At 69.7% G+C, this 25,952-nt stretch carries 25 protein-coding genes; 15 read left to right on the top strand and 10 right to left on the bottom strand.

The window, feature by feature from the left end:
- Positions 1–46: 46 nt before the first annotated feature.
- On the top strand, positions 47–736 hold the full coding sequence (gene creB, locus KW843_RS18925) for a two-component system response regulator CreB (RefSeq protein ID WP_218296695.1): 690 nt from the start codon (positions 47–49) through the stop codon (positions 734–736).
- A gap of 73 nt (positions 737–809) precedes the next feature.
- On the top strand, positions 810–2,270 hold the full coding sequence (gene creC / locus KW843_RS18920) for a two-component system sensor histidine kinase CreC (protein ID WP_218296694.1): 1,461 nt from the start codon (positions 810–812) through the stop codon (positions 2,268–2,270).
- Here creC and KW843_RS18915 read toward each other — a convergent pair.
- Positions 2,267–2,647 carry a phosphopantetheine adenylyltransferase gene (locus KW843_RS18915; RefSeq protein WP_218296693.1) on the bottom strand — a complete coding sequence of 127 codons (381 nt, stop codon included), beginning with the start codon at positions 2,645–2,647 and terminating at the stop codon, positions 2,267–2,269. The genes creC and KW843_RS18915 overlap by 4 nt on opposite strands.
- A gap of 172 nt (positions 2,648–2,819) precedes the next feature.
- Here KW843_RS18915 and creD point away from each other — a divergent pair, with 172 nt between their 5' ends.
- Both creD and KW843_RS18905 read left to right on the top strand, forming a co-directional pair.
- Positions 2,820–4,262 carry a cell envelope integrity protein CreD gene (creD, locus tag KW843_RS18910; RefSeq protein ID WP_218296692.1) on the top strand — a complete coding sequence of 481 codons (1,443 nt, stop codon included), beginning with the start codon at positions 2,820–2,822 and terminating at the stop codon, positions 4,260–4,262.
- Positions 4,259–4,582: a hypothetical protein gene (locus tag KW843_RS18905; protein ID WP_255590917.1), complete on the top strand. Its 324-nt coding sequence runs from the start codon at positions 4,259–4,261 to the stop codon at positions 4,580–4,582. The genes creD and KW843_RS18905 overlap by 4 nt, the downstream gene beginning before the upstream one ends.
- A 140-nt stretch (positions 4,583–4,722) precedes the next feature.
- Here KW843_RS18905 and KW843_RS18900 read toward each other — a convergent pair whose 3' ends face one another.
- The 3 genes from KW843_RS18900 to KW843_RS18890 all read right to left on the bottom strand — a co-directional run bounded on the left by KW843_RS18900 (position 4,723) and on the right by KW843_RS18890 (position 6,291).
- On the bottom strand, positions 4,723–5,250 hold the full coding sequence (locus tag KW843_RS18900; RefSeq protein WP_218296691.1) for a hemerythrin domain-containing protein: 528 nt from the start codon (positions 5,248–5,250) through the stop codon (positions 4,723–4,725).
- Positions 5,251–5,421: 171 nt separating this feature from the next.
- Positions 5,422–6,003 (bottom strand): hypothetical protein, encoded by a 582-nt coding sequence (locus tag KW843_RS18895; RefSeq protein ID WP_218296690.1) that lies wholly within the window; start codon positions 6,001–6,003, stop codon positions 5,422–5,424.
- 69 nt (positions 6,004–6,072) lie between these two features.
- Positions 6,073–6,291 carry a CsbD family protein gene (locus tag KW843_RS18890; RefSeq protein WP_218296689.1) on the bottom strand — a complete coding sequence of 73 codons (219 nt, stop codon included), beginning with the start codon at positions 6,289–6,291 and terminating at the stop codon, positions 6,073–6,075.
- Positions 6,292–6,651: 360 nt separating this feature from the next.
- Between KW843_RS18890 and KW843_RS18885 the strand changes: the two genes are divergently transcribed.
- Genes KW843_RS18885 through KW843_RS18875 form a run of 3 tightly spaced genes read left to right on the top strand, consistent with a single transcriptional unit; the run spans position 6,652 to position 11,410 of the window.
- On the top strand, positions 6,652–8,526 hold the full coding sequence (locus KW843_RS18885; protein WP_218296688.1) for a DUF1800 family protein: 1,875 nt from the start codon (positions 6,652–6,654) through the stop codon (positions 8,524–8,526).
- 35 nt (positions 8,527–8,561) lie between these two features.
- Positions 8,562–10,001, top strand: a complete 1,440-nt coding sequence (locus KW843_RS18880; protein ID WP_218296687.1) for a DUF1501 domain-containing protein — start codon at positions 8,562–8,564, stop codon at positions 9,999–10,001.
- 32 nt (positions 10,002–10,033) lie between these two features.
- Positions 10,034–11,410: an NAD(P)/FAD-dependent oxidoreductase gene (locus tag KW843_RS18875; RefSeq protein WP_218296686.1), complete on the top strand. Its 1,377-nt coding sequence runs from the start codon at positions 10,034–10,036 to the stop codon at positions 11,408–11,410.
- 122 nt (positions 11,411–11,532) lie between these two features.
- On the opposite strand, the gene KW843_RS18870 is transcribed toward KW843_RS18875, so the two are convergent.
- The 4 genes from KW843_RS18870 to KW843_RS18855 all read right to left on the bottom strand — a co-directional run bounded on the left by KW843_RS18870 (position 11,533) and on the right by KW843_RS18855 (position 15,422).
- Positions 11,533–12,240 carry an ABC-type transport auxiliary lipoprotein family protein gene (locus tag KW843_RS18870; protein ID WP_218296685.1) on the bottom strand — a complete coding sequence of 236 codons (708 nt, stop codon included), beginning with the start codon at positions 12,238–12,240 and terminating at the stop codon, positions 11,533–11,535.
- Between the two features lie 9 nt (positions 12,241–12,249).
- Positions 12,250–13,215 carry an MlaD family protein gene (locus KW843_RS18865; RefSeq protein ID WP_218296684.1) on the bottom strand — a complete coding sequence of 322 codons (966 nt, stop codon included), beginning with the start codon at positions 13,213–13,215 and terminating at the stop codon, positions 12,250–12,252.
- Positions 13,215–14,075, bottom strand: a complete 861-nt coding sequence (locus KW843_RS18860) for an ABC transporter ATP-binding protein (RefSeq protein WP_218296683.1) — start codon at positions 14,073–14,075, stop codon at positions 13,215–13,217. Before KW843_RS18860 ends, KW843_RS18865 begins: the two co-directional genes overlap by 1 nt.
- 219 nt (positions 14,076–14,294) lie before the next feature.
- A complete protein-coding gene (locus KW843_RS18855) occupies positions 14,295–15,422 on the bottom strand; it encodes an ABC transporter permease (RefSeq protein ID WP_218296682.1) in 1,128 nt (375 codons plus the stop codon).
- A gap of 275 nt (positions 15,423–15,697) precedes the next feature.
- Between KW843_RS18855 and KW843_RS18850 the strand changes: the two genes are divergently transcribed.
- Together KW843_RS18850 and KW843_RS18845 are read left to right on the top strand one after the other, a co-directional pair.
- Positions 15,698–17,377 (top strand): GMC family oxidoreductase, encoded by a 1,680-nt coding sequence (locus KW843_RS18850; protein ID WP_218296681.1) that lies wholly within the window; start codon positions 15,698–15,700, stop codon positions 17,375–17,377.
- 20 nt (positions 17,378–17,397) lie between these two features.
- Positions 17,398–17,748, top strand: a complete 351-nt coding sequence (locus KW843_RS18845) for an antibiotic biosynthesis monooxygenase (RefSeq protein WP_218296680.1) — start codon at positions 17,398–17,400, stop codon at positions 17,746–17,748.
- Between the two features lie 42 nt (positions 17,749–17,790).
- Here the strand turns inward: KW843_RS18845 and KW843_RS18840 are convergent, their stop codons facing one another.
- Together KW843_RS18840 and KW843_RS18835 are read right to left on the bottom strand one after the other, a co-directional pair.
- Entirely contained in the window at positions 17,791–18,123 is a 333-nt protein-coding gene (locus KW843_RS18840) for a hypothetical protein (RefSeq protein ID WP_218296679.1), read from the bottom strand.
- Positions 18,124–18,296: 173 nt separating this feature from the next.
- Positions 18,297–19,652: an ammonium transporter gene (locus tag KW843_RS18835; protein ID WP_218296678.1), complete on the bottom strand. Its 1,356-nt coding sequence runs from the start codon at positions 19,650–19,652 to the stop codon at positions 18,297–18,299.
- A 365-nt stretch (positions 19,653–20,017) separates the two neighbouring features.
- Here KW843_RS18835 and KW843_RS18830 point away from each other — a divergent pair, with 365 nt between their 5' ends.
- From KW843_RS18830 to KW843_RS18805, 6 genes are all read left to right on the top strand, one after another.
- A complete protein-coding gene (locus KW843_RS18830) occupies positions 20,018–20,776 on the top strand; it encodes a TSUP family transporter (protein ID WP_218296677.1) in 759 nt (252 codons plus the stop codon).
- Between the two features lie 365 nt (positions 20,777–21,141).
- A complete protein-coding gene (locus tag KW843_RS18825; protein ID WP_218296676.1) occupies positions 21,142–21,906 on the top strand; it encodes an ABC transporter substrate-binding protein in 765 nt (254 codons plus the stop codon).
- A 34-nt stretch (positions 21,907–21,940) separates the two neighbouring features.
- A complete protein-coding gene (locus KW843_RS18820; RefSeq protein ID WP_218296675.1) occupies positions 21,941–22,723 on the top strand; it encodes an amino acid ABC transporter permease in 783 nt (260 codons plus the stop codon).
- Complete coding sequence (locus KW843_RS18815) at positions 22,720–23,466, top strand: amino acid ABC transporter ATP-binding protein (RefSeq protein WP_218296674.1); 747 nt, start codon at positions 22,720–22,722, stop codon at positions 23,464–23,466. The genes KW843_RS18820 and KW843_RS18815 overlap by 4 nt, the downstream gene beginning before the upstream one ends.
- A gap of 46 nt (positions 23,467–23,512) precedes the next feature.
- Positions 23,513–24,808, top strand: coding sequence for a DcaP family trimeric outer membrane transporter (locus KW843_RS18810; protein ID WP_218296673.1), 1,296 nt, complete (start codon positions 23,513–23,515; stop codon positions 24,806–24,808).
- Positions 24,809–25,023: 215 nt separating this feature from the next.
- Complete coding sequence (locus tag KW843_RS18805) at positions 25,024–25,914, top strand: DMT family transporter (protein ID WP_218296672.1); 891 nt, start codon at positions 25,024–25,026, stop codon at positions 25,912–25,914.
- Positions 25,915–25,952 lie beyond the last annotated feature (38 nt).

Raw genomic sequence — 25,952 nt, 5'->3', positions numbered from 1 at the left:
AGTTTCGTATGCCGCGGGTGTCTCGCAGCACGAGGGGCGACTAGGCATGTCTGCAAGGCTTCTGCTGCTGGAGGACGACCCCGCCATCGCCCGCACCGTGGCGTACGCGCTGGAACGCGACGGGCTGTCCGTGACGCACAGCCTGCTGGTGCACGACGCGCGCCAGCAGATGCTCTCGCACCGCTTTGACCTCCTGGTGCTGGACGTGGGCCTGCCCGACGGCAGCGGACTCGACCTGCTGCGCGATGTGCGCGGCGCCCCGCAGACCGCGGCCGTTCCCGTGCTCATGCTCAGCGCCCATGGCGAGGAGATCGACCGCGTGCTGGGCCTGGAGCTGGGCGCCGACGACTACCTGGCCAAGCCCTTCAGCCCGCGCGAGCTGGCGGCCCGCGTGAAGGCCCTGCTGCGGCGCGCGGGCACCCGCCTTGCCGCGGCGCCCACCGCCACGGCCAGCCTGTTCCATGACGACGAGGCCGGGCAGCGCATCAGCCTGCACGGCCAGGCCCTGCCGCTGACGCGGCGCGAATACCGACTCCTGTCGTGCCTGCTGCGCGGCGCGGGCCGCATCCACTCGCGCGACGCGCTGCTGGCCGCCGCCTGGGGCGACGACAGCGACAGCACCGACCGCACGGTGGACACGCACATCAAGACCCTGCGCGCCAAGCTGCGCGAAGTGGACCCGGCGCGCGAGTACATCAGCACGCACCGCGGCATGGGCTACTGCCTTGACGTCTGAAACCAAATGGGCCACTGGCGCTTGCCCATCAAGCGCTGACAGATATTGTTCTTGAAGCAGACCCCACAGATCCATGCGCCTCGGCATCCGCCTGCTCTTTGCGTTTTTCCTCATCAACGGCATCGCCGCGTTCTTCGTGCTGCGCGTGTTCATGGCCGAGATCAAGCCCAGCGTGCGCGAGGTGATGGAGGACATGATGGTGGACACGGCCAACATCCTGGCCGAGCTGGCCAGCGAGGACCTGGCGGCCGGCCGGCTGTCCGACGGCACGGGCCAGCACAGCCCGTTCGCGCAGCACGTGCGCCGCTATGCGAGCCGGCCCATCGACGCCGCGATCTGGGGTTTCTCCAAGCAGTCGCTGGACTACCGCATCTACGTGACCGACACCACGGGGCGCGTGCTGTTCGACTCCGAAAACCGCGCCATCGGCGCTGACTATTCGCAGTGGCGCGACGTGGCCCGCACGCTGCGCGGCGAGTACGGCGCGCGCTCCACGCGCGACGTGGAGGGCGACGACACCAGCGGCGTGATGCACGTGGCGGCCCCCATCTACGTGAACAATGAGATCGCTGGCGTGCTGACCGTGGCCAAGCCCACGCGCACCGTGCAGCGCTTCATCGACCGCGCCGAGCGCAAGGTGTTCATGGGCGGGCTGCTGCTGCTGGCGCTCTCGGCCGCCGTGGGCGTGGCCGTGACGCTGTGGATGGTGTGGAACGTGCGCCGCCTGCGCGACTACGCCCTGAGCGTGCAGGGGCCGGCCGACGGCGAACACCGCGACCCCGACACCCCGCCCATGGCGGCCCTGGCCGTGCCCCAGGTGCCCGGCGAGCTGGGCGACCTGGCCCGCGCCATGGACCGCATGCGCGCTCGGCTGGAAGGGCGCGACTACATCGAGGGCTACGTGCGCGCCCTCACGCACGAGCTCAAGAGCCCCGTGGCCGCCATCCGGGGCGCGGGCGAACTCCTGCAGGACGACCTGCCCGCCGCCGACCACGCCGAATTCGCCACCCAGGTGGTGCAGCAGAGCGAGCGCCTGCAGCGCATCATCGACCGGCTGCTGGAACTGTCCAAGCTGGAGCAGCGCCACCACGCCGAGGGCCGTGCGCCCGTGGCCCTGCACGATTGCGCCCGCGCCGCCATCGGCCAGACCCGCGCGCGCGCGGCTCAGCGCGGCATCACGCTCGCGCTGGCCGGCACGGGAAACAGCGGCCCCTGGGAAGCCGAACTGGTGACGCTGGCGCTCACCAACCTGCTGGACAACGCCATCGACTTTGCCCCGCAGGGCAGCACCGTGCAGGTGGAGCTGGAAGGCAGCTGCGTGGCCGTGCAGGACAGCGGCCCGGGCGTGCCCGACTACGCGCTGCCGCGCCTGGGCGAGCGCTTCTTCACCACGGCGCGCCCGGGGGGCGAGCGCAGCGGCTCGGGCCTGGGCCTGGCCATCGTGCGGCGCGTCATGGCGCTGCACGGGGGGCAGCTGGTGGTGCGCAACACCGCACCGGGGCTGCGCGCCACGCTGGACTTTGCCGCGGCCTAGCTCCGCTGGCGCAGGTGCACAGCCACCCCCGCCACCAGCAGGGCCAGCGCCACCGCGTCCACCCGCACGACCACGGCCAGCGGGGCGCCCAGGCCGCTGCCCCGCTGCAGCCACGCCAGGAGCAGAAAGGACACCACGCTCACCAGCCCCGCCACCAGGGCCAGCCGATGGAGTCCGGGGCGCATGGCGGCATACCCCATGAAAGCGGCCAGCAGCCCGAACAGGACGGCCCGGTGCCGCAGCAGCAGCTCCAGCCCCGCATCCGGCACCGGGGTGCCGTACAGCTGCGCCAGCCTGCCCGCCCCCAGCACCCCCACCACGGGCAGGGCGTGGACCACCGCCACCACCCCCAGAATCACCGCGACCACATGGCGCATGCCAGCCCCTTTGTTGTGAAGCGGTGGTTGTAGGCGCAAGGGGCGCGGCCGTCGATGACCTGGCAGGTCATGGCGGCGCGGCACCAGACTTCACACTGGCCTCACAAACTTCATAGCGCCCTCACACCGGCCCACAACACTGCCTCCACAACATTCACTTGTGGAGGACCTCTTGTTCAAGCACCCCCTGTTCACCAAACTGGCCGCGCTCGCGGCCGTCACCCTGCTGCTGCTCCTTGGCCTGGGCATGATCGACAACGTGGTGCGCGACCGCCAGCGCTACCGCAGCCTCACCGCGCAGAGCGTGGCCGACAGCCTGGCCGGGCCGCAGACGCTGATGGGCCCCATGATCCACAGCGCCTGCGTGGAGACCTGGGACGTGGAAACCGGCAAGGGCGACGAGCGCCGCATGGTGGAGCAGCGCCGCGAGTTCCTGCTCACGGCCATGCCCGAGCAGCTCAAGCTGAGCACGGGCGCGGCGATGGAGGAGCGCGCGCGCGGCCTGCACAAGGTGAACACCTACAACCTCAAGGCCCACGTCACGGCGCAGTGGGGGTCGCTGGCCAGCCTCGAGCCGCAAAGCACCATGAAGAACTCGCGCATGCACTGCGGCGCGCCCATCGCGATGATGGCCGTGGGCGACGCGCGCGGCATCCGCACGGCGCAGCTCACGCTGGCGGACCAGGCCCTGGCCCTCAAGCCCGGCACCTTCCACCCCACCTACAGCCGGGGCCTGCACGCCGTGCTGCCCGAATCGGTGCGCGGCAAGGCCGATGGCCTGACCGCCACGCTGGACCTGGAACTGGTGGGCACCGAGCGCCTGGCCATCGTGCCCCTGGGGGGCAGCACCGAGGTGGTGATGACCAGCAGCTGGCCGCACCCCTCGTTCGCGGGGCGCTTCCTGCCATCGGAGCGGGAAGTCAAGAAGACCGGCTTCTCGGCGCAATGGCGGCTGTCGTCGCTGGCCACCACGGCGCAGGCCGATGTCGCCCACGGCAAGCGCATCTGCCTGGGGGGCGCGGACGACGGCGCCCGCGGCGACGACGCGCCCTCCGGCGCCACGCCGGGCGACTGCGCGGACAGCTTCAGCGTGGCCTTCGTCGACCCGGTGAACCCCTACTCCCTCTCCGACCGCGCCACCAAGTACGGCGTGCTGTTCATCGCACTCACCTTCGTGGCCGTGGGCCTGTTCGAGCTGATGAAAAAGCTGCGCGTGCACCCCGTGCAGTACCTGCTGGTGGGCAGCGCGCTGTGCAGCTTCTTTCTGCTGCTCGTGAGCCTGTCGGAGCACCTGCCGTTCGGCGCCTCCTACGCCGTGGCGGCGACCGCCTGCGTGCTGCTACTGGCCTACTACGCCAGCCACATGCTGGGCAGCCTGGCGCGCGGCATTCCCCTGGGGGCCGGCATCGCGCTGCTGTATGGCCTGCTGTACCTGCTGCTGCAGCTGGAGCAGACGGCGCTGGTCGTCGGTGCCATCGCGCTCTTCCTGGTGCTGGCGGCCGTGATGGTGCTCACGCGCAAGGTGAACTGGTACGGGCTGTCGCAAGGTGGCGCGCCAAGCCGCCCCACCCCGCCCGCCGCCCGCCCCACCGCACCCCGCGCGGAGGCCGCATGAGAACGCACACCGCGCCGACAGCCTGGGCGCAGCACCTGGCGGACCCGGCGGCATGCACCGGCGCACCCGTACCCACGCTGACCCCGGCGGAAGCCGAGCGCGTGCAGCGCCACCGCGATCAGCTGACGGCGGCCCTGCGGGCGCAGGACCGGGCGGCGCTGCTCAGTGCCAAGCAGCACGTGCTGGAAGCGGCCTACCACCCGTGCGGCGCCCCCGATGCGGCCTGCGGCCCCACCGACTCCCCCGCCTTGCGCAGGGCGCTGCGCGACCTGTCGTGGCGCATGGCGGGCCTGCTGCTGCCGCGCAGCCCGCGGCACTGAGTGCCCGGCGCCGGGTTCTTGATGAAAATAGCCGCCATCGCTTGATTGGCAAGCGCTGGCAGCTATCAAAACAGAAGCGCATTGCCCATCCCGGCCATTGCGGCTGGCCGGGCCTGGCGCACCGGCAGGCGGGAGAAAGGTCAGGCCACCGCTTCCTGCGGTGCGCAGGCGGCGGCGGGCGATGGAGCCCCCGCGTCCTCCGAGCAGGTCGCACCGCCGCATCCGTGGATCAGCTCGCCCGGCAGCGCCCCGGGGGCGTGCACCACGCCCGAGACGGGGTCGAATCCCACGCGGCGCAAGTGCAGGGCCAGCGCGGCATCCATGCTCTGCGCATGCTGCGGAAACCACAGGGCCAGTTCGCTGGCCATCACGCGCAGCACCGCGAGGTCGCCCTGCTGCGCACGCGCGGTGCCTTCACGCATCACCTGCAGCACCACCCGGTGCTGCATGCTGTGGCAGTTGCCCGATGCGAAGCGCGTGGAGGCCATCCAGGCGTCCTCCTGCGCGAAATGGTGGTCGGTGTGCTCCACCAGCGCCTGCCAGGCAGCCAGCAGGCGCGCGTCGTCCGCGCCATCGACGGCGGCCAGCAGGTCGACGAACTCACGGTGGGTGTCGTCCATCAGGGCCAGGTCCAGGGCCAGGGCGTCGGACCATTCGAGTTGAGCCATGCAAATCCCCTTGTGCACCAAGTCAAAGACAGGGGAGCGAGGTTAGTTTTTCGCGGCGGCCCGCATATTGATGCAGGTCAGGGTTCCGCCCCAGGGCCGCGGCCATCCCCATGAAAAAAGCCCCGCACGGGGCGGGGCTCCTGGGTGGGCGCGGGCCGGGGCCCTGCGCGCTCAGCTCTTGCCGTACATGCGCTTCATGTCATCCACGCACTTGGACTTCAGGTCGCCGGACATCGCGTCGCAGCGCTCCTTGGCGGCCTTGTAGGCGGCATCGTTCTTTTCGGCGTTGGCATCCTTGCGGGCCTCGGCCACCGCCGCGTTCTTCTCGGCGGCGTTGTCCGCGGGCTTGGCCTGGGTCTCGGCCACCTTGGCATCTTCCTTGGCCTTCACGCGGGCTGCCTTCGCATCCTTCTCGCACACGTCCTTGTCATTGCCCTTGAGGTCGTCGCACTTTTCCTTGGCGACGCCGTAGGCCGCATCCGCCCGCGCGTCGGCGACCTTGCGCGTGGCCTTGGGGCTGGGCTTGTGCTGCGCGTCGAGCTCGGCCTTGGCCACGTCCTCGGCGCCCTTGGCCTCCTTCACACAGATGTCCTTGGCGTTGCCTTGCAGGCCATCGCACTTTTGCTTGCTGGCCTTGTAGTCGGCGGAAATGCGTTCCTTGCCAGCCTTGTATTCGGCGTCCGTCAGCGCGAAGGCGGAAGTGGCCAGCAGGCCGGCTGCGACAGAAGCCATCAGGGTGCGGGTGAATTTCATGGGTTTCTCCTCGATCGGTAATGGATAGAAATAGGAAGGGAGGGGCCGGGAAACGAAGGGGCCGTGGCCTCAGTCGTTGAAGCGGAAATCGGGGTGGCGGGCCTGCCAGTCGCTGAGCTGCTTCTCGGCCACGTCGCGGGCGATGCCCTGGCGTTCCTGCAGCTTGCCCAGGAACTGTTCGCGCTTGCCGTCGATGACGTCGAAATCGTCATTCGTGAGCTTGCCCCACTGCTCGATAATTTTTCCCTTGAACTGCTTCCAGTTGCCCTTGACGGTGTCTTCATTCATGGCGTGCATCCTCGAAAAGATTTCGCGTCAGCCATCCACCCGGAATGCGTGGAACAGGTGCGTGATGCGATGGGATTGACTCTAGAAATGATTCGCGGCGGGGACCGTAGGCCATGCCACGCAGCACGCGTCAGCACAGGACTACGGCGGCTGAAGGACAGGGCGCGGCGGCGAGGGCGGCTCCCCTCGCCAGCGGCCAACAAAGTGTTGCAATTTGCCATCACTGCTCCACTGTTACGCGCGGCCCCTTCCCAGCAAGCTGTTTCGTTTGGTAACGCTTGTGTTTCCACGCCGCAACGGCATGTGGTGAAGTCCTGAAATGCGCTGGTTTTGAACGCGCACCTTCACCCCCCACGATCCATGCACACCACCTCCGAGGCGCCTTCCGCAACGCAGACTGCGGGCGAGGCACAAGACAGCCCGCGCCACCCCGCGCCGGCCGCCGTTTCTTCCCAAAACACGAAGAACCCCCTTCCCCTGCTGGCCGGGCTGGCCGCATCCGCGGCGCTGGCGGCCTGCGGCGGTGGCGGAGGTGGCGGGGAAGAAGGCACGACAGCCAGCCCGGGCGCCGGTTCCGCGCTGCCCGGCGCAACCCACACGGCGCCGCTGACGGACGCGGAGGCCGCGCGCTTCCTGCTGCAGGCCCAGTTCTCCGCCTCCACCGCGGACATCGCCGCCCTGCGTTCCACCACCTACGCCAGCTGGCTGGAGAGCCAGTTCAGCGCCCCCCCGTCGCTGAGCGGCTGGGACTGGCTGAACCAGCGCGGCTACGCCGACGTCAACAAGGACACGGCCTACTACGACAACACCTACCCGGGCGACTACATGATCTGGCACCAGCTCCTGCAGTCCAGCGACGGGGTGCGCAAGCGGGTGGCGCTCGCGCTGTCGGAGATCTGCGTGGTGTCGCTCTCGGGCCTGGACCTGAGCTGGCGCAGCCATGCCCTCGCGTGGTACTGGGACCAGCTGGTGGCCAACGCGTTCGGCAACTACCGCAACCTGCTGCAGGACGTGACGCTCAACGCGGCCATGGGCTACTACCTCAATACGCGCGGCAACCAGAAGGAAAACGCCGCCACCGGCCGCCAGCCCGACGAGAACTACGCGCGCGAGGTGATGCAGCTCATGTCGATCGGCCTGGTACTGCTCAACCCCGATGGCACGCCCCAGCGCGACAGCGCGGGCAAGCCCATCGACAGCTACACGCAAAGCGACGTGACCAACCTGGCGCGCGTGTTCACCGGCTACGACTACGACCAGTCGCAGAACACGCCGACCACCGTGCCGGGAACCACGCGCGTCGTGCCCGGCACCACCTTCGCGCGCCTGCCGATGGCGCTCACCGAGTCGCGCCATTCCACGCTGGCGGCCTCCTTCCTGGGCACCACCATCCCGGCCGGCACGCCGGGCGCGGCGGCCCTCAAGACGGCGCTGGACACCCTGTTCAACCACCCCAACGTGGGCCCGTTCATCGGCAAGCAGCTCATCCAGCGGCTGGTCACCAGCAACCCCTCGCCCGCCTACGTGGCGCGCGTGACCGCCGCCTTCAACAACAACGGTGCCGGCGTGCGCGGCGACATGCGCGCGGTGGTCCGCGCCATCCTGCTCGACGACGAGGCGCGCGCGCCCGCCGGCCTCGCCCAGCCCGGGTTTGGCAAGCTGCGCGAGCCCATGCTGCGGTTTGTCCAGTGGGGCCGCACCTTCGGGCTGGAGTCGGCCCAGGGCAGCTGGAAGATCGGCAACTTCAGCGACCCGGGCTCGCGGCTGGGGCAAAGCCCGCTGCGCTCGCCCTCGGTGTTCAACTTCTTTCGGCCCGGCTACATCCCGCCGTCCACCGCGCTGGCGGCCAATGGCGCGGTGGCGCCCGAGTTCCAGCTGGTCAACGAAAGCAGCGTGGGCGGCTACCTCAACTTCATGCAGGGCGTGATCCGCAACGGCATCTTCGTGAACGCGCCGGAGCTGCCCCACAACGCCAGCACCGCCAACAACGGCTTCGACCTGAAGGCCAGCTACGCGCAGGAACTGGCGCTGGTCGCCGACGCGGACGCGCTCGTCGCGCGCATCAACCTGCTCATGTGCGCGGGCCAGCTCTCGGCCGGCACCGTCAAGCTCATCACCGATGCGCTCAAGGCCACCAACGTCACCGCGGCCAGCGCGGACAACGTCCGGCGCGACCGCGTGGCGGCCGCCGTCTTCCTGGTCATGGCCTCGGCCGAGTACCTCATCCAGAAATAAGCAACAAGCCCGGACCGCACCCGAGAAGCCACGCCATGCACCTGCTTCAACCCGAACTCCACACCCGCCGCGCGTTCCTGCGCCGCTCCACCCAGCTGGGCCTGGCGGGCACGGCCCTGCCCTTCGCGATGAACCTCGCCGCGATGGGCGAGGCAGCCGCCTTCGCGGCCAACGACTACAAGGCCCTGGTCTGCGTGTTCCTCTATGGCGGCAACGACTACGCCAACACCGTGGTCACCTACGACGACGCCAGCCACGGCCGCTACAGCGCCATCCGCGGCAGCATCGCGCTGCCCAAGGCCTCGCTCACGCCCACGCTGCTCAACCCCTCCACGCCGCTGCCCGACGGGCGCCAATACGCGCTGCACCCCGCCATGACCGGGCTGGCGGGCCTGTTCAACAGCGGCAAGGCCGCCGTGCAGCTGAACGTCGGCCCGCTGGTCGTGCCCCTGACGCGCGCACAGTACAACAGCCCCGACCGCAAGGCCTACCCCGTCCCGCCCAAGCTGTTCTCGCACAACGACCAGCAGTCGGTGTGGCAGTCGTCCTCGCCCGAGGGCTCCACCGTGGGCTGGGGCGGCAACATCGGCGACCTGGCACTCTCGTCCAACGGCAACTCGCTGTTCACCTGCATCGCCGTCACCGGCAACGCGGTGTTCCTCTCGGGCGACTCGGCCCTGCAATACCAGGTCAGCACGAACGGCGCCGTGGCCATCAACGGCGTGAAGAACAATGTCTACGGGTCCAGCGCGGTGCGCGGCGCGCTGTCGGCGCTCATCCAGCAGCCCAGCGCGCACACGCTGGAGAACGAGTACACCCGCGTGACCACCCGCGCGGTCACGTCCGAAAGCCAGATCACCGGCGCGCTGGCCGGCACCACGCTGGGCACGCCGTTCCCCGCCAACAATTCGCTGGCCGACCAGCTCAAGATGGTGGCCCGCCTCATCGGCTCGCGCAACGCGCTGGGCAGCAAGCGCCAGGTGTTCATGGTGTCGCTGGGCGGGTTCGACCTGCACGACAACCTGATCTCGCAGCAGCCCTTGCTGATGCAGCGCGTGAGCGACGCCCTGACGGCCTTCCACAGCGCCACGGTGGAACTGGGCGTGGCCGACAAGGTGACCGCGTTCACCGCGTCGGACTTCGGCCGCACGCTGAGCTCCAACGGCGACGGCTCGGACCACGGCTGGGGCAGCCACCACCTGGTGGTGGGCGGCGCCGTCAAGGGCAAGGCGTTCTACGGCAGCGCACCGCCCGTGAGCATCACCAACACCGCGGCCCCCGAGGACCAGTGGCACGTGGGCCAGGGCCGCCTGCTGCCCACCACCTCGGTGGACCAGTACGCGGCCACCCTGGCCAGGTGGTTTGGCGTGGCCGACAGCCAAATGGCCGGCGTGCTGCCCAACATCACGCACTTCGGCGCCGCCGCCGGCCGGCCCGACTATCCGGTGGACATGGGGTTCATGGGCCCTCCCTGAAGCGGCGCGGGCGGTGCCCCAATAATGGGGGCATGACCCCAGCCTCCACCCCTTCGTCCCGCCCCCGCGTCGTCATCATCGGCTGCGGCTTCGGCGGCCTGGAAGCCGCCCGGGCGCTGCGCGGCGCGGCCGTGGACATCACCCTGGTCGACAAGACCAACCACCACCTCTTCCAGCCGCTGCTGTACCAGGTGGCCACCGCCGGTCTGTCGGCCCCCGCCATCGCGGCCCCCATCCGCCACCTGTTCCGCCAGCAGCCCAACGCCACCACCTTGCTCGGGGAGGTCACGCACATCGACGTGGCGGCGCGCACCGTGTATCTGAAGGACGGCCCCCATCCCTCCGCCCCCCTGCCGTACGACCACCTCATCGTCGCGGCCGGCGCCACGCACAGCTACTTCGGCCAGGATGCGTGGGCCACGCACGCGCCCGGGCTCAAGACGCTGGACGATGCCTTCGAGATCCGCCGCCGCATCCTGCTGGCCTTCGAGGCCGCCGAGAAGGAGCCCGACCCCGTCCGCCGCGCCGACTGGCTCAACTTCGTGGTCGTGGGCGCCGGGCCCACCGGCGTGGAGATGGCGGGCACCCTGGCCGAGATCGCGCGCCACACGCTGCCGGGCGAATTCCGCCACATCGACCCGGCCAGCGCCAGGATCATCCTGCTCGAAGGCGGCACGCGGGTGCTGCAGGCCATGCCGGAAGCACTGAGCCAGCGCGCCAGGGAGCAGCTGGAAAAACTGGGCGTGGAAGTGCGCCTGCAAGCCCGCGTCACCACCATCGACGGTGACGGCCTGAGGGTTGAATCACCCCCTGACGCTGACTCATCAAGCGCAGTCAGCTATCAAATCAAGAGCAAATGCATCATCTGGGCGGCCGGGGTGGCGGCCTCCCCGCTGGGCCGCCATCTGGCCGAGGCCACCGGCTGCACCACCGACCGCGCGGGCCGCGTGGTCGTGGCGCCCGACCTCACGCTGCCCGGCCACCCGGAGATCAGCGTGATCGGCGACCTTGCCGCCGCCCAGAGCCACGCGCCCGGCCAGCCTCCCCGGCCGGTGCCCGGCGTCTCGCCCGGCGCCAAGCAGATGGGCCGCGCGGCGGCCGCCAACATCATGCGCCGCCTGCGCGGCCAGGCCACGCAAGCGTTTCGCTACCGCGACTACGGCAACCTCGCCACCATCGGCCGCAACTCCGCCGTGGTGGACCTCACCTCACCCGCGGGGCCGGTGCGGTTCTCGGGCTACTTTGCCTGGCTGTTCTGGCTGTTTGCGCACGTGTATTTCCTGATCGGCTTCCGCAACCGGCTGGTGGTGCTGCTCGACTGGGCCTGGGCGTACTGGAGCTTTGCACGGTATGCGCGTGTGGTGACGGGGATCGAGCCGGGCACGGCCCCGCCGCCCCCGCGGTCCTGACGCGGGCCAGGCACCACACCGCGCGGCGAACGCCGCTGCCGCGAGCGGATGGCGCGGGGGGCCCGGGAGCGCGCGCGCCGCGAGAGGGCGCACGGGCGGGGACCGGTGGTGCCCCCGGCAGCTCAGTTCGTGCGCCGCGTCACCTGTTCCAGCCAGTCCGCCAGCTCCTGGGCGACCTGTGTGGAGGCCTCCGCCAGGGCCTTCACGCCGCCGGCCGCGTCGGCGCTGGGCGCCGGGGTGCGCACGATGAACACACGCTGGCCGCGCAGCGACTCGCCCGCCAGCGTCAGCTCCACCACCGTGGCACGCAGGCGCACCACGCCAGCGCTTTCGGTGGGGCTGGCGAAGAGGTGGCTGAATTCCTCCAGCTCCACGCGCAGCACCGGGGGCAGCCGGCCGCCCTGGCTGGCGTCGCGCGCCTGGGCCGCACCGTCGTCGGCCTTGAGGATGGCGCGCCGCTGGCCCAGCTGCTCGCGCAGCCGCTGCTGCAGCAGCTGGGCGGGGGGCTGGCTCCAGCGGGCCTGGCTGTAGGGGCGCAGCTGCTGGGCGTCGGCATAGCCCAGGCGGTAGAGCACGGCATTGCTGCCCTCGGGCAGGCCGGGCGCCTCCACGTCGGCCAGGGCCAGGGGCTGCAGCGGTGCCCGGCGGTCGGCCAGCGCCGGGGCCACCGGGCCGGGGCCAAAGTCGTACAGCACGGGGCGCGAGGGCGGACTGGGCAGGGCCGAGCAGCCGGCCAGGCCGATCACCACCACCAGAACCATGCCGCCCAGCAGGCCGCCAGCGCTTTTCTGGAAGGCGCCGGCAGCTACGTTTTTAATAGCATTTTTCATGAACACTCCTCACGGTGCCGCAAAGCCGGGCTCGCCGGGGCCGGGCGGTATGCGGCCGGACCCATAGATGAACAGCTGCGGGTTGTCGGTGACGCCGCCCGCCGTGCGGCCGAGCTGGCGGGCTGCGCGCGACGTGTCGTCGGCGGCGCGGTTCAGGCGCGGCAGCGTGGAGGCGCCGAACTGGTCGGCCGCGCGGGCGAGGGACTGCGTGCCGATGGTGATCTGGTCGATGGGGCCGCCCTCCGCGCCCAGGCGCTGGGTGGTCTTGCTGACGTCGGCGGCCAGGGACGTCACGCTGGCGCCGGCCTGCTGCAGCGACTGCAGCGTCTTGCGCGCGTCGCTGGCCAGCGGCGGCAGCGCGGCCAGGGCCGGGTCCAGCCGCTGCGCGACGGTGGCATCGAGCCGCTGGGTCAGGGTGTTGACGCTGCCCGCGGCCTGGCCGATGTTGGCGAGGGCTTCGGTGAGCTTTTGCTGGTTGGTGTCGCCCAGCAGCTGGTTGATGCGGCGCGTGGCCTCCTCCACCTGCGCCAGGATGGCCGGCGCCTGCTCGGCGAGCTTGCCAAACGGCGAGGGCTTGAGCGGCAGGCGGGGCAGCCCGCTGGGGCCGGGCGGCAGTTCGGGATAGGGCTTGTCGGCGTCGTCCAGCTGCACATGGGCCAGGCCCGTGACGCCCTGGTAGCCCAGCACGGCGAAGGTGGTGGGGCTGATGGGCGCCTGTTCGTTGACGGCGATGCGGATCAGCACGTTGCCGGTGACCTGGGGGTCGAATCCGATGCGCGTGACCTTGCCCACGGCCACGCCCTTGTAGCGGACGGTGGCCTGGGGCTGCAGGCCGCTCACGCCGTCCTTGGTGGACAGCTCGTACTGCTCGTAGTTGGCGTTGTCGCGCGTGAGCCAGATGGCCAGGCCCGCCAGCATGGCGGCCACCACCAGCACGAAGATGCCTGCGGCGAGGGCGTGTGATTTGTTTTCCATCAGGGATGTTCCTTGTCTGGCGGGGAGGCGGCCGGCCGCGCCGCCGCCGGTACCGGGGCCATGGCGCGCTGGCCGCGTTCGCCCATGAAGAAGTGCTCGATGAAGGGGTGCCTGAAATGCGCGACCTCGTGCGGCGGGCCGGTGACGATGACCTTCTTGTCGGCCAGCACGGCCACGCGGGTGCTGAGCGCGAACAGCGTGTCCAGATCGTGCGTGACCATGACCACCGTGAGCCCGAGCGCGGCGCGCAGCTCGCGCAGCAGCGAGCAGAAATCGTCGGAGCTGCTCGGGTCCAGCCCGGCGGTGGGTTCGTCGAGCAGCAGCAGCGGCGGGTCCATGATGAGCGCGCGCGCCAGCGCCACGCGCTTGACCATGCCGCCCGACAGGTCGGCCGGCATGCGGCTGGCGTGCTCGGGCTTGAGGCCCACCATCTGCAGCTTGACCAGCGCGGCATCGCGCACCAGGTCGTCGGGCAGGGTGCCCTGCTCGCGCAGCGCGAAGGCCACGTTGTCGAGCACGTTGAAGGCCGAGAACAGCGCGCCGTGCTGGAACAGCATGCCCACGCGGCTGGCCGCGCCCTCGCGCCCCATCTCGGACGCCGGCCGCCCCAGCACCGTGACCGTGCCGCGCGCCGGCCTGGCCAGCCCCAGGATCTGGCGCAGCAGTACCGTCTTGCCCGTGCCCGAGCCCCCCACCAGCGACAGCATCTCGCCGCGCTGCACGGTGAAGTTCAGGTCCTGGTGCACGGTGAAGGCTTCGTCGCCCTTGCCGAACACCGTCCACAGGCCCTGCACGTCCACGATGGGCGGCTCGCCCGGCGCGACTGCGATGTGCTCGGGCTTGGCGATGCGTTCAGCCATGGCCACGCTCCGGTAGAAACTGGCGCGGCGCAATACCCGTGCCACCGTGGAACTGGCTTTGCCAGGCCACGGGTGGCGTCCCCCCTTGGGGGGAAGACGCGAAGCGGCTCAGGGGGGGCTTCACATGCGGGCGCTGGCGGCGTCCCCCTTCCCGGACTGCGCAGCAGTTCGGGAGAAGGGGGAAGCGGCGAAGCCGCTCAGGGGGAAGCCACTTCATCTTCATATTCCGATGTTCTTGAAGGCCACCGCGAACAAGGCGTCCACGATGATGACCATGGTGATCGACGTGACCACCGAGGCCGTGGTGCCCTCGCCCAGGCTCTGGGTGTTGGGTTTCACGCGCAGCCCCCAGTGGCAGCCGATGAGCGCGATGAAGGCGCCGAACACCACCGACTTGGCCATGGCGAGCCCCAGGTTGCCCACCTTCACCGCCGCGGGCAGCGCCTGCACGAAATACGCGGGCGAGATGTCCATGGAGATGTCGGCCGCCAGCATGCCCCCGGCCAGCGCGGCCAGCGTGGTCCACACGCTGATGAGCGGCATGGCCAGCGCCAGCGCCAGCGTGCGCGGCATCACCAGCCGAAAGCCGTGCGGGATGCCCATGACGCGCATGGCATCGAGTTCCTCGGTCACGCGCATCACGCCGATCTGCGCGGTGATGGCCGAGCCCGAGCGCCCCGCCACCAGGATGGCCGCCAGCATGGGGCCCAGCTCGCGGATGAGCGAGATGCCCAGGATGTTGACGATGAACGACTCGGCCCCGAACTGGCGCAGCTGCAGGCTCATCAGGTAGGCCAGCACCACGCCGATCAGAAATCCCACCAGCGCCGTGATGGGCAGCGCCGTGGCGCCCATGCGGTACAGGTGGCCCGACACGTCGCGCCACGGCCCCCGGCGCGGCGCGCGCGCCAGGCGGCCCAGGTCGAGCAGCAACTGCCCCACCATTTCGAGCATGTGCCGCGCATGGCTGAGGCCGTGCAGCACCAGCACGCCCAGGTGGTCCGCCTGCTCGGCCAGGCGCCAGGGCTCCCGGGCCGGCGGGGTGGCCGTGGTGAACTCCGCCACGCGCTCCAGCATGTCGCGCTGGCCGTCGGTACAGGCCAGCTGCGCCGGCCAGGCCCGCTGCCAGTGGTTCCACACCAGCTGCGCGCCCACATGGTCCAGCCACTGCAGCTGCGTCAGGTCCCAGCCCAGCCCGGGCGCGGGGGGGCTGGCGCGCAGCTGCTCGCAGACCGCCTCCCACTGCGGCCGTGTGCCCAGTTCGGCCGCGCCCCAGCGCCCATGCAGTTGCGCACTCGCCCCCTGGGGCGTGTCGGCGCGAACAATGCGAGGTGCGTGGTCGGTCATGGACTGGGCGGCGCGGCCGCCAAGAGGGAAAGAGAGGGTGCATGGTAGCGGAGCCACGCACAGGCGGCGCGTAGGATTTACGCCCGCCCGCACGGGCCGCCAAGCACAGGCCGGCCGGGGCCGCGTGAAATTAATATCAAACAGGCCTCCAGCGCTTTGGCATCAAGCGCTTCAAGCTACATATTTAGTAGCAATAGGCACTGACCCTCTCGACACGCGTGGTGCCATCCGCACAATGGCCCTCCGTCCCAACCCTTGCACCGCACCGCCTGCCCATGAGCGACCACACCACGTTTGACACCATCATCATCGGCGGAGGCACCGCCGGCGCCCTGCTGTGCAACCGCCTGAGCGCCGACGGCCGCCACCGCGTGCTGCTGATCGAAGCAGGCCGCAAGGACGACTACCACTGGATCCATATCCCCGTCGGCTATCTCTACTGCATCGGCAACCCGCGCACCGACTGGCTCTACAACACCGAGCCCGACGCGGGCCTGAACGGCCGCACCCTGCGCTACCCGCGCGGCAAGACGCTGGGCGGCTGCAGCAGCATCAACGGCATGATCTACATGCGCGGCCAGGCGCGCGACTACGACCAGTGGGCCGAGCTGACGGGCGACGCCAGCTGGCGCTGGGAGAACGCCCTGCCCTACTTCCGCCGCCACGAGGACCACTGGCGCCTGGACCAGCCCGATGGCGTGAATGAAAATTTCAAGCGCCTGCACGGCAACAAGGCCACGGGCAGCTCCGGCGAGTGGCGCGTGGAAAAGCAGCGCCTGCGCTGGGACGTGCTGGACGCCTTCGCCCAGGCCGCGCAGCAGGCCGGCATCCCCGCCACCGACGATTTCAACGGCGGCAGCAACGAAGGCGTGGGCTACTTCGAGGTCAACCAGAAAAGCGGCTGGCGCTGGAACACCGCCAAGGCCTTCCTGCGGCCCACCTGCTACGGCCGCCCCAACTTCGAGATGTGGACCAGCGCGCAGGCCGCCAAGCTCCTCATCGAGACGCAACCCGACGGCAGCAAGCGCTGCACGGGCGTGTTGGTGTGGGACGGGCATGAGATGGTCACGGCCCGCGCCACGGGCGAGGTCATCCTGAGCGCCGGTGCCGTCAACTCGCCGCAGCTGCTGCAGCTCTCGGGCATCGGCCCCTCCGCGCTGCTGCGCCAGCACGGCATCGACGTGGTGCACGACCTGCCCGGCGTGGGCGCCAACCTGCAGGACCATCTGCAGATCCGCGCGGTGTTCAAGGTGGGCGGCGTGCCCACGCTCAACACCATGGCCAGCTCGCTCTGGGGCAAGGCCAAGATCGGGCTCGAATACGCGACCAAGCGCAGCGGTCCCATGAGCATGGCGCCCTCGCAGCTGGGCGCCTTCACGCGCAGCAGCGCCGACCAGCCCTGGCCGAACATCGAGTACCACGTGCAGCCGCTGTCGCTCGACGCGTTTGGCGAGCCGCTGCACAGCTTTCCGGCCTTCACGGCCAGCGTGTGCAACCTCAACCCCACGAGCCGGGGCACGGTGAACATCAAGAACGCCGACTTCAAGGCCGCACCGGCCATCGCGCCCAACTACCTGAGCACCGCCGAAGACCGCCAGGTGGCGGCCGACAGCCTGCGCGTCACGCGCCGCATCGTGGCCCAGCCCGCGCTGGCCAAGTACCGGCCCGAGGAATGGAAGCCCGGCGTGCAGTTCGAGAGCGACGAGGACCTGGCGCGCCTGGCCGGCGACATCGCCACCACCATCTTCCACCCCGTAGGCACGACGAAGATGGGGCGGGATGATGACCCGATGGCCGTGCTGGACTCGCAACTGCGCGTGCGCGGCATTGCGGGCCTGCGGGTGGTGGATGCGGGGGCCATGCCCACCATCACCAGCGGCAACACCAACTCGCCCACCCTGATGCTGGCCGAGAAGGCGGCGGAGTGGATCATCCAGGCGCGGCGCGCGGCATAAGCGTGGGTACCATCGCGCCCATGTACTCCTCCACCTTCATCTTCGCCACCAAACAGTTCGACGACGCCTTCCACCGCCTGGACGAGGCGATTGCCACCGCCGCCCGCTCCATCGACGGCTACCTGGGCGAGGAATCGTGGGAGGACACGGGCAAGGGCCTGGTGTCCAACGTGTACTACTGGCAGTCGCTCGAGGCCCTGCAGGCATTGATGCAGCACCCCGCCCACCTGAAGGCCAAGGCGGCGCAAGCGCAGTGGCTCAACGGCTACCAGGTCGTGATTGGGCAGGTGCTGCGCACCTATGGCGACGACAAGCTGGCCGGGCTGCTGCCCACGGCGGGCCTGTTCGTGCAGGGCGCGGCAGCGCACTGATATGGATCCCGCCCACGCGCGGGCCCCACGGCCGCGGCGCGGTCAGCGGATTCCCCCGACATACCGGGGCACCTCGGGCGCGGGCTCCGGCGGGGGCGGCGCCATGCGCTGGCGCACCGCCTGGGTGGCCACATCCAGCAAGGGGCGGCGCGGGGCGGCGGGTGGCGCGGCATGGATGGCCTGGTCCAGGCGGTCCGCCCATTCGGTGAGTTCGGGCGCGTTGTCCTCCTGCGCGCGCTGGCGCGCGAACCGCACGATCTCCAGCGCGTACTCGGCGTTGGCCGCCATCCACTCGGTGTCGGTCACGCGCCCCGTCTTGCGGCGCAGCAGCACATGCAGGTGGGCGGCAATGGCGAGCTTGTCGGAATCGGGCATGGTCGGCTCCTTACTGCATTTCAGTCATCCATTGCGCTGCGCACAACCCGCGGCGAATGAAACCGGTGCGGCCCAGGCGCGGGCCGCCGCGCTGGCTGCGCCCCCCGGCCCGCATTGCGCGGCGGTGCGAGAGCGGGGGAAGGCCCGCAGGCCCTCGGGAGAGCGGGCTTCATTCAGCCGCCCAGGTGTTCGCGGTGCTGGGCGATGTCGAGTCCGGTCTGCTCGCTCTGCGCATCCACGCGCACACCCATCGCAAAATTGATGATCCACAGCAGCGCGGCCGTCACCACCAGGCTGTAGGCCATCACGGCGCCCACCCCGATGGCCTGGGTGAGCAGGCTGCCCTGCACGCCCCCCACGGTCTTGCTGGCCAGCACCCCCGTGAGCAGCGAGCCCACGATGCCGCCAATGCCATGCACGCCAAACACATCCAGCGAATCGTCGGCACGCAGCAGGCGCTTGAGCCCCGTGGCCCCCCAGTAGCACGCCAGCCCGGCCACCAGGCCAATCACCACCGCCGAGCGCAGCGTGACGAAGCCTGCGGCGGGCGTGATCGCCACGAGTCCCGCGACCAGGCCCGAGCACAGCCCCAGCAGCGAAGGGCGCCCGCGCACCACCCACTCGCCCAGCATCCAGGACAGCGCACCAGCGGCGGCGGCCAGGTGCGTGACCGCCATGGCCAGGCCCGCCCGGCCATCGGCCGCCACGGCCGAGCCCGCGTTGAAGCCGAACCAGCCCACCCACAGCAGGCCCGCGCCCGCCATGGTGAGCCCCAGGTTGTAGGGCTCGAAGGGCTCGCGGCCATAGCCCGTGCGGCGGCCCAGGAACCACGCGCACACCAGCCCCGCCACCCCAGCGTTCACGTGCACCACGGAGCCCCCGGCGAAATCCAGCGCGCCCATCCGCGCCAGCCAGCCCCCCGGCTCCCACACCCAGTGCGCCACCGGGGCATAGACCAGCAAGGTCCACAGGCCGATGAGGATCAGCATGGCGGAAAACCGCATGCGCTCGACGAACGCGCCCACCAGGAGCGCGGCCGTGATGATGGCGAAGGTGAGCTGGAACATGGCGTACACCGATTCGGGAATGTGCGGCGCGACATGGCTCACGGCGAGCTTGCCGCCCGCCAGGTCGAAGTCCAGCCCCGTGAACCCCGCGCGCTCCCAGCCGCCCACCCAGGCGTTGCCGGGCGTGAACGCCAGCGAATAGCCCGCCCCGAACCACAGCAGGCTGACCAGCGCCGCGATGGCGACCACGCTGGCCATGGTATTGAGCACATTCTTCTTGCGCACCATGCCCGCGTAGAACAGCGCAATGCCGGGCAGCGTCATCAGCAGCACGAGCGCCGTGGAGGTCATCATCCAGGCGGTGTCCGCCGCGCTGACGGCGCCGTGCGCCACCAGGCCAGGGCGCGCCAGGGGCGCGGCGGGGGCCGCCGCCACCTCGGGCACGGCCTGCGCCAGCGCGCTGGCGCACAGCCCCAGACCCAACGACACGACCGCGATGAACCGGTGGTTGACTGCCCGCATGAAGGCTCCCTTTCGCAAATTGTTACAAGCGCATTGCATGAGCCGTGCCAACCCGCGAACCCCGATTCGTGGCCCCGCGCGCGGTTTTCCCGCCCCACAACGGGGGCGGGAAACCCCCAATGCACCAGTGGGGTGCAGCCGTTACAGTTGCGGCACTCGAAAGCGCGCTTCGGTGTGCCAAGCGAGGGGCCCGAGGAGACATCCTTTCTACCAATAACCAAATTTCAAGCACCCAACGAGGTGCGTTTTTTTTCAGGCGCTGGCGATCCCAGCGCCTTTTTCTTGCCCGTTCGTCGCCGGGCCCGGTGCGCTGGTCTCTGTATCTGTTCCTAAATCCATAGCAGGCTGGGTGCGAAAATACTGCGATGGAATGGATTTTTATTACCCTGGCCTCGCTGCTCGCGGGCTTCGTGGACGCCATCGTGGGTGGCGGCGGGCTGGTGATGGTGCCGGCGCTGTTCGCGGCTTTTCCGGGGGCGCCACCGGCCACGCTGCTGGGCACCAACAAGGCCGCCTCGGTGTGGGGCACGGCCATGGCCACCTGGCAGTACAGCCGCCGCGTGCAGATCCGCTGGCCGGCGATGCTGCCGGCCGCGGCGGCCGGTTTCGCCGGCTCGTTCGCCGGCGCCTGGGCGGTGACGGTGATGTCGGCCGACTTCCTGCGCAAGCTGCTGCCCCTGGTGCTGCTGGGCGTGCTGGCCTACACGCTGGCCAAGAAGGAACTGGGGCGGCACCATACGCCGCGCTTCGCGGGCCGCGCCGAAGTGCTGGCGGCCTGCCTGATCGGCGTGCTGATCGGTTTCTACGACGGGTTCTTCGGCCCGGGCACCGGCAGCTTCTTCGTCTTCCTGTTCGTGCGGCTGCTCGGCTACGACTTTCTCAATGCCTCGGCCTCGGCCAAGCTGCTCAACTGCGCCACCAATGTCGCAGCCATCGTGCTGTTTGCCGCCAAGGGCCACGTCTGGTGGCACTTCGCGGTGACGCTGGCCGTGGCCAACGTCGTGGGCAGCCTGCTGGGCACGCACCTGGCGCTCAAGCACGGCACGGGTTTCGTGCGCGGCATCTTCATCGTGGTGGTGAGCACGCTGATCCTCAAGACGGGGTACGACGCATTTCTTCGGTAACCCCCTGAGTCGCCTTCGGCGCCTTCCCCCTGAAGGGGGACGCCCCCAGCGCGGCGGGGCGGCCCTTGCGCGGGGGCACTGGTCTGGGGCGCGCCAGTAGCGCCGACCTCGCCCTGTAGACGGAGCCGTAGCGCCTGCGTCCGGTTGGGGACGCCGCTCTAAACCTGTTGTGAATTGGCACACAACGGGGCTTTGAGGGTTGTCCGCAGGCCCAAGGAAAAAATTCGCATATTTATAATCGTTACTACTTGATGACGGCAGACTTCGCGTTTCGCGATGCCTGTGCATCCGATCCACCAGCCTCCGGCCTGCTACCCGCATGCCGGATTTTTTGTACCTGAAATACCCCCGACAGGACCCATCCCATGAAATTGTTCAAGGCTGTTGCCACCGCCCTCGCGCTCTGCGCCGCTTTCGCTTCTGCCCAGGCCCGCACGCTGGACGAGGTCAAGAAGGACGGCAAGATCCTCATCGCGACCGAGGGGCAGTTCGCTCCGTTCAATTTCTTCAACGGCACCACGCTGACCGGCTTCGAGGTGGAGACGGCCGAACTGGTGGCCAAGAAGATGGGCCTCGCGATCCAGTGGAAGACCCTGGGCTTCGATGCGCTGCTCACCGGCCTGCGCCAGGACCGCTGGGACCTGGTGATCGCCTCGCACGGCATCACCGAAGAGCGCGCCAAGGCCGTCACCTTCACCGACCCGCACTACTGCTCGGGCGGCATGATCATCGCCATGGACCCCGCCATCAAGAGCGCCAAGGACCTGGCGGGCAAGGTGGTGGCCGTGCAGACCGGCACGAGCTACCTCGAAAACGTGCAGAAGGTCTCGTCCATCAAGGAAATGAAGAACTTCCCCACCGACGTGGATGCCCGCAGCGCGCTGAACTCGCGCCGCGTGGACGCCTGGGTGACCGACCGCTTCGTGGCCAAGGCCGTGGCAGAGAAGAACCCCGGCGCCGGCTTCAAGCTCGGCGACATGCTGTTCATCGAGCGCATCGCCGCCGCCGTGGCCAAGGGCAACAGCTCGCTGGCCGCCGGCTGGAACAAGGCGCTGGCCGAAGTCATGGCCGACGGCAGCTATGCCGCGCTGTCCAAGAAGTATTTCAACGAAGACGTCCGCTGCCAGTAAGCACGACCCGCATGTAGTCACAGGGGTCTTTTTCATGCTCACCGCCTTTTGGCCGCAGCGCTGGAGCCGCCAGCAGCGCAGCAACGCCACGCTCGTCTCGGCCGTCATCCTGATGGTGCTGGTGCTGGCACTGCTCGGCAAGCTGCTGTCCTTCCTGCCCGAGCCCATCGGCCCCAACGCCCAGGCGTTCTCCGACGGCGCGCGCACCACCCTGTGGCTCACGCTGATCAGCGGCAGCGTCGGGCTGGTGCTGGGAACCGCCGCCGCGCTCGCCCGCACCGCGCGCTTTGCCGCCGTGCGCTGGGTGGCCAGCTTCTACATCTGGGTCATCCGCGGCACGCCGCTGCTGGTGCAGATCCTGTTCGTGTACTTCGCGCTGCCGGTGCTGGTGCCGGGCCTGAACCTGCCCGACTTCGCGGCCGCCGTGCTGGCGCTGGGCCTGAACGTGGGCGCCTACAACGCCGAGGCCATCCGCGCCGGGCTGCTGGCCGTGCCGCGCGGCCAGACCGAGGCCGCCAAGGCCCTGGGCCTGGGCCGCATGCATGTGTTCCTGGACGTGGTGTTTCCACAGGCCTTCAAGATATCGCTGCCGCCGCTGGTGAGCAACTTCGTGGCGCTGCTCAAGGACTCGTCGCTGGCCTACGCCATCGGCGTGGTGGAGCTGACCAACGTGGGCAACCGCATCCAGTCCGCCACGTTCCAGCCCATTGCCACGCTGTCCACCGTGGCCATCACCTACCTGCTGCTGACCACCCTGGTCACGCAGATCTCGAACGCGGTGGAATACCGCTTCGACGTGGAAGGCCGCAACCAATGACACGCCAGGCCACACCCTTCATCGTGGTGGACCGGGTCTGCAAGTCGTTCGGCGCCCACCAGGTGCTGCGCGATGTGTCCACCGTGTTCAACACCGGCGAGGTCACCGTGATCATCGGCGCCTCGGGCTCCGGCAAGAGCACGCTGCTGCGCGCCATCAACCGGCTCGAACCCCATGACTCCGGCCGCATCACCATCGGCGGCGAGGAAGTCACCGACGACCTGGCCACGCTGCAAAAGCAGCGCAGCGAGGTCGGCATGGTGTTCCAGCAGTTCAACCTGTTCGGCCACATGAGCGTGCTGGACAACGTGACCCTGGCGCCCCGCCGCATCCGCCGCACGCCGCGCGCCCAGGCGAACGAGCAGGCGATGGCCCTGCTGCGCCGCGTGGGCATGCAGGACCACGCGCACAAGTACCCCTGGCAGCTGTCGGGCGGCCAGCAGCAGCGCGTGGCCATCGCCCGCGCGCTGGCGATGCAGCCGCAGGTGATGCTGTTCGACGAGCCCACCTCGGCCCTGGACCCGGAGATGGTGCAGGAGGTGCTCGACGTGATGCGCGAGCTGGCCCGTGGCGGCATGACCATGATCGTGGTGACCCACGAGATGGGCTTCGCCCGCGAGGTGGCCGACCGCGTGATGTTCTTCGACCAGGGGCGCATCGCCCACGACGCCACGCCCGCCGAATTCTTCAACAACCCCGCCAACGACCGAATCCGCGCCTTCATCGGCCGCATGAGCGCCTGAGATCCAGGCCCATGCAATGCCATTACCAGCCCCTACCGGAGTGACCATGAAACTGAACCCCACGTTCCTCGCCCTGCTGGCCGCCGGCCTGTGCAGCCTGCCCCCCGCCGCGTTCGCGCAGTCCGCCAAGGACTTCGAAGAGATGCGCAACGAGCTCAAGGCCCTGCGCGCCGAGCTCAACCAGCTCAAGGCCCAGCAGGCCCAGGCGCCTGCCGCGCCCGCCGCGTCGGCATCGGCCTGGAACGACCGCATCGAGGCCGTGGAACTCAAGCAGAAGGACGCCGTGGTGCTGGGCGACATTCCGGGCAGCTTCCGCCTGCCGGGCAGCGAGACCTCGATCCGCGTGTACGGCTTTGCCGAGGCCAACATGGTCAAGGACTTCAAGGGCACGGCGCCCGGCGACACCTTCACCAACCTGATGGAGCAGCCCCTGGGCGACAGCCGCCACGGCAAGAGCAGCCTGACGGCGCAGACCTCGCGCTTCGGCTTCGAGACCTCCACGCCCACCTCCATCGGCACCTTCAACACCAAGATCGAGGCCGACTTCTACGCCTACTGCGGTGCCGAGTGCAACCGCAACCGCCTGCGCCTGCGCCACGCCTACGGCGAGTACGCCGGCTGGCTGATCGGCCAGACCTGGTCGACCTTCATGGACGTGGACAACCTGCCCGAGACCGTGGACTTCAACGGCCCACCCGGCGCCACCTTCCGCCGCCCTGCCCAGGTGCGCTACACCTACAACAACCCGGACCTGGCCAAGTTCCAGTTCGCGGTGGAAGAGCCCACCGACGGCGCCAAGAGCCTGAACTTCGTGGCCCGCGTGGACAAGGCCTTCGACTGGGGCAACATCAACGCCCGCCTGCTCTCGCACGAGCAGCGCGTGGACGGCATCGGCAAGCGCGGCACCGGCTTCGGCCTGGGCGCGGGCTACAAGATCACCGGCACCACCACGCTGATGGCGCAGTACACGCGCCTGGACGGCGACGGCGACGGCGCCTACCTGGTGGGCACCAACTACCCCGTGCTGGACGGCGGCACCGTGCGCCTGGACAAGTCGCACGGCGTGGTGCTGGGCCTGTCCAACGTGTTCAGCGAGAAGCTGCGCGGCACCGTGTCGCTGGGCATGGTCCGCTCGCGCCACAAGCTGGGCGACGCCTACGTGGACGCCTACGGCGCCGAAGGCAACCACAAGCTGTACCAATGGCATGCCGGCATGTACTACCTGCCCATCAAGAACGTGGAGCTGGGCGGCGAGCTGATCGGCGGCCGCCGCACGACGTTCGACGGCCAGCAGGGCGAGATGCTGCGCCTGAACCTGCAGGCACGCTATCTTTTTAATTGACACCCCCTGAGGCGCTGCGCGCCTTCACCCCTCTCTCTACGCGCTGCGCGCCAAGGGAGGGGGACGCCACCGGTGGCCTGGCAGAGCCAGTTCCGCGGCTACCTCGCTGAGGCCGCGCCAGTGCGACGGCAGCAGGTCGTGCGCAGGCGCTGCGAGGAAATCTTCTGCAAGTGGCTGGCCGGGGAACCGACCAGCCCTTTCTTGTTTTGGAGCCTATGAAACCCGAACGTCTGGGCCTGATTGCCCTGCTGGTGGTGACCGTGGTGTGGGGCACCACCTTCCCCGCCATGAAGCTGTTGTCCGCGCACCTCGATGCGCTGCAGATCATCTGGCTGCGGTTCGTGATCGCCCTGGTGGTGCTGGCCCCGCTGTGGTGGGGCATGCGGCGCCACGAGCGGCGGTGGGGCTGCGCGCTGGGGGTCCTGCTGTTCCTGGCGTTCTGGCTGCAGATCGAGGGGCTGGCGCGCACCAGCAGCAACCGCAATGCCTTCGTGACCGGGCTCAATGTGCTGGTGGTGCCATTGATTGCGATGGCGGCGCTGGGGCGCCGCTACGGCTGGCCGCTGTGGGCGGCGTGCGCCCTGGCCTGCACGGGCATGGCGCTGATGTTCCACGAGAACGAGCCCTGGAACCTGGGCGATACGCTGACGCTGGCGAGCACGGTGTTCTACGCCATCTACATCCTGGCGCTGGAGGAGTGCGCGCGCCGCACGGCGGCAAGCCCGCCGCGGGCCACGCGCATGGCGGCCGCGCAGGCGACCGTCATGGCGCTGGCTTCCACGTTCATGCTGCTGGGCCAGGGCGGCGGCATGGGCTGGCTGCACACCGCCGCGCAGTTGCCCGCCGATGCCTGGGTGGCGCTGCTGTACCTGGGCCTGCTGGCCAGCGTGGTGGTGGTCACGCTGCAGGCCTGGGGCCAGCAGCGGGTGGACGCCATGCGCAGCGCCATCGTGTTCGGGCTGGAGCCGGTATTCGCCGCGCTCACCGCCTGGGCCCTGCTCGGCGAGCGGCTGGGATGGGCGGGCCTGGGCGGCGCGGCGCTGATCGTGGCGGCGCTGGTGTTCAGCCAGCTTCAGCCACCGCCAGCGCGGGCGGCGGCGGCCTGAGGGCGGCACGGCCCGGCGCGGCATCGGGCAGCGCCCAG

It is taken from the genome of Acidovorax sp. sif1233 (genome assembly GCF_019218755.1).
In the GTDB taxonomy this organism is placed as follows: Bacteria; Pseudomonadota; Gammaproteobacteria; order Burkholderiales; family Burkholderiaceae_C; genus Acidovorax.
The sequence above is the reverse complement of the archived record's forward strand: the minus strand, read 5'-3'. Positions and strand labels throughout refer to the sequence as shown.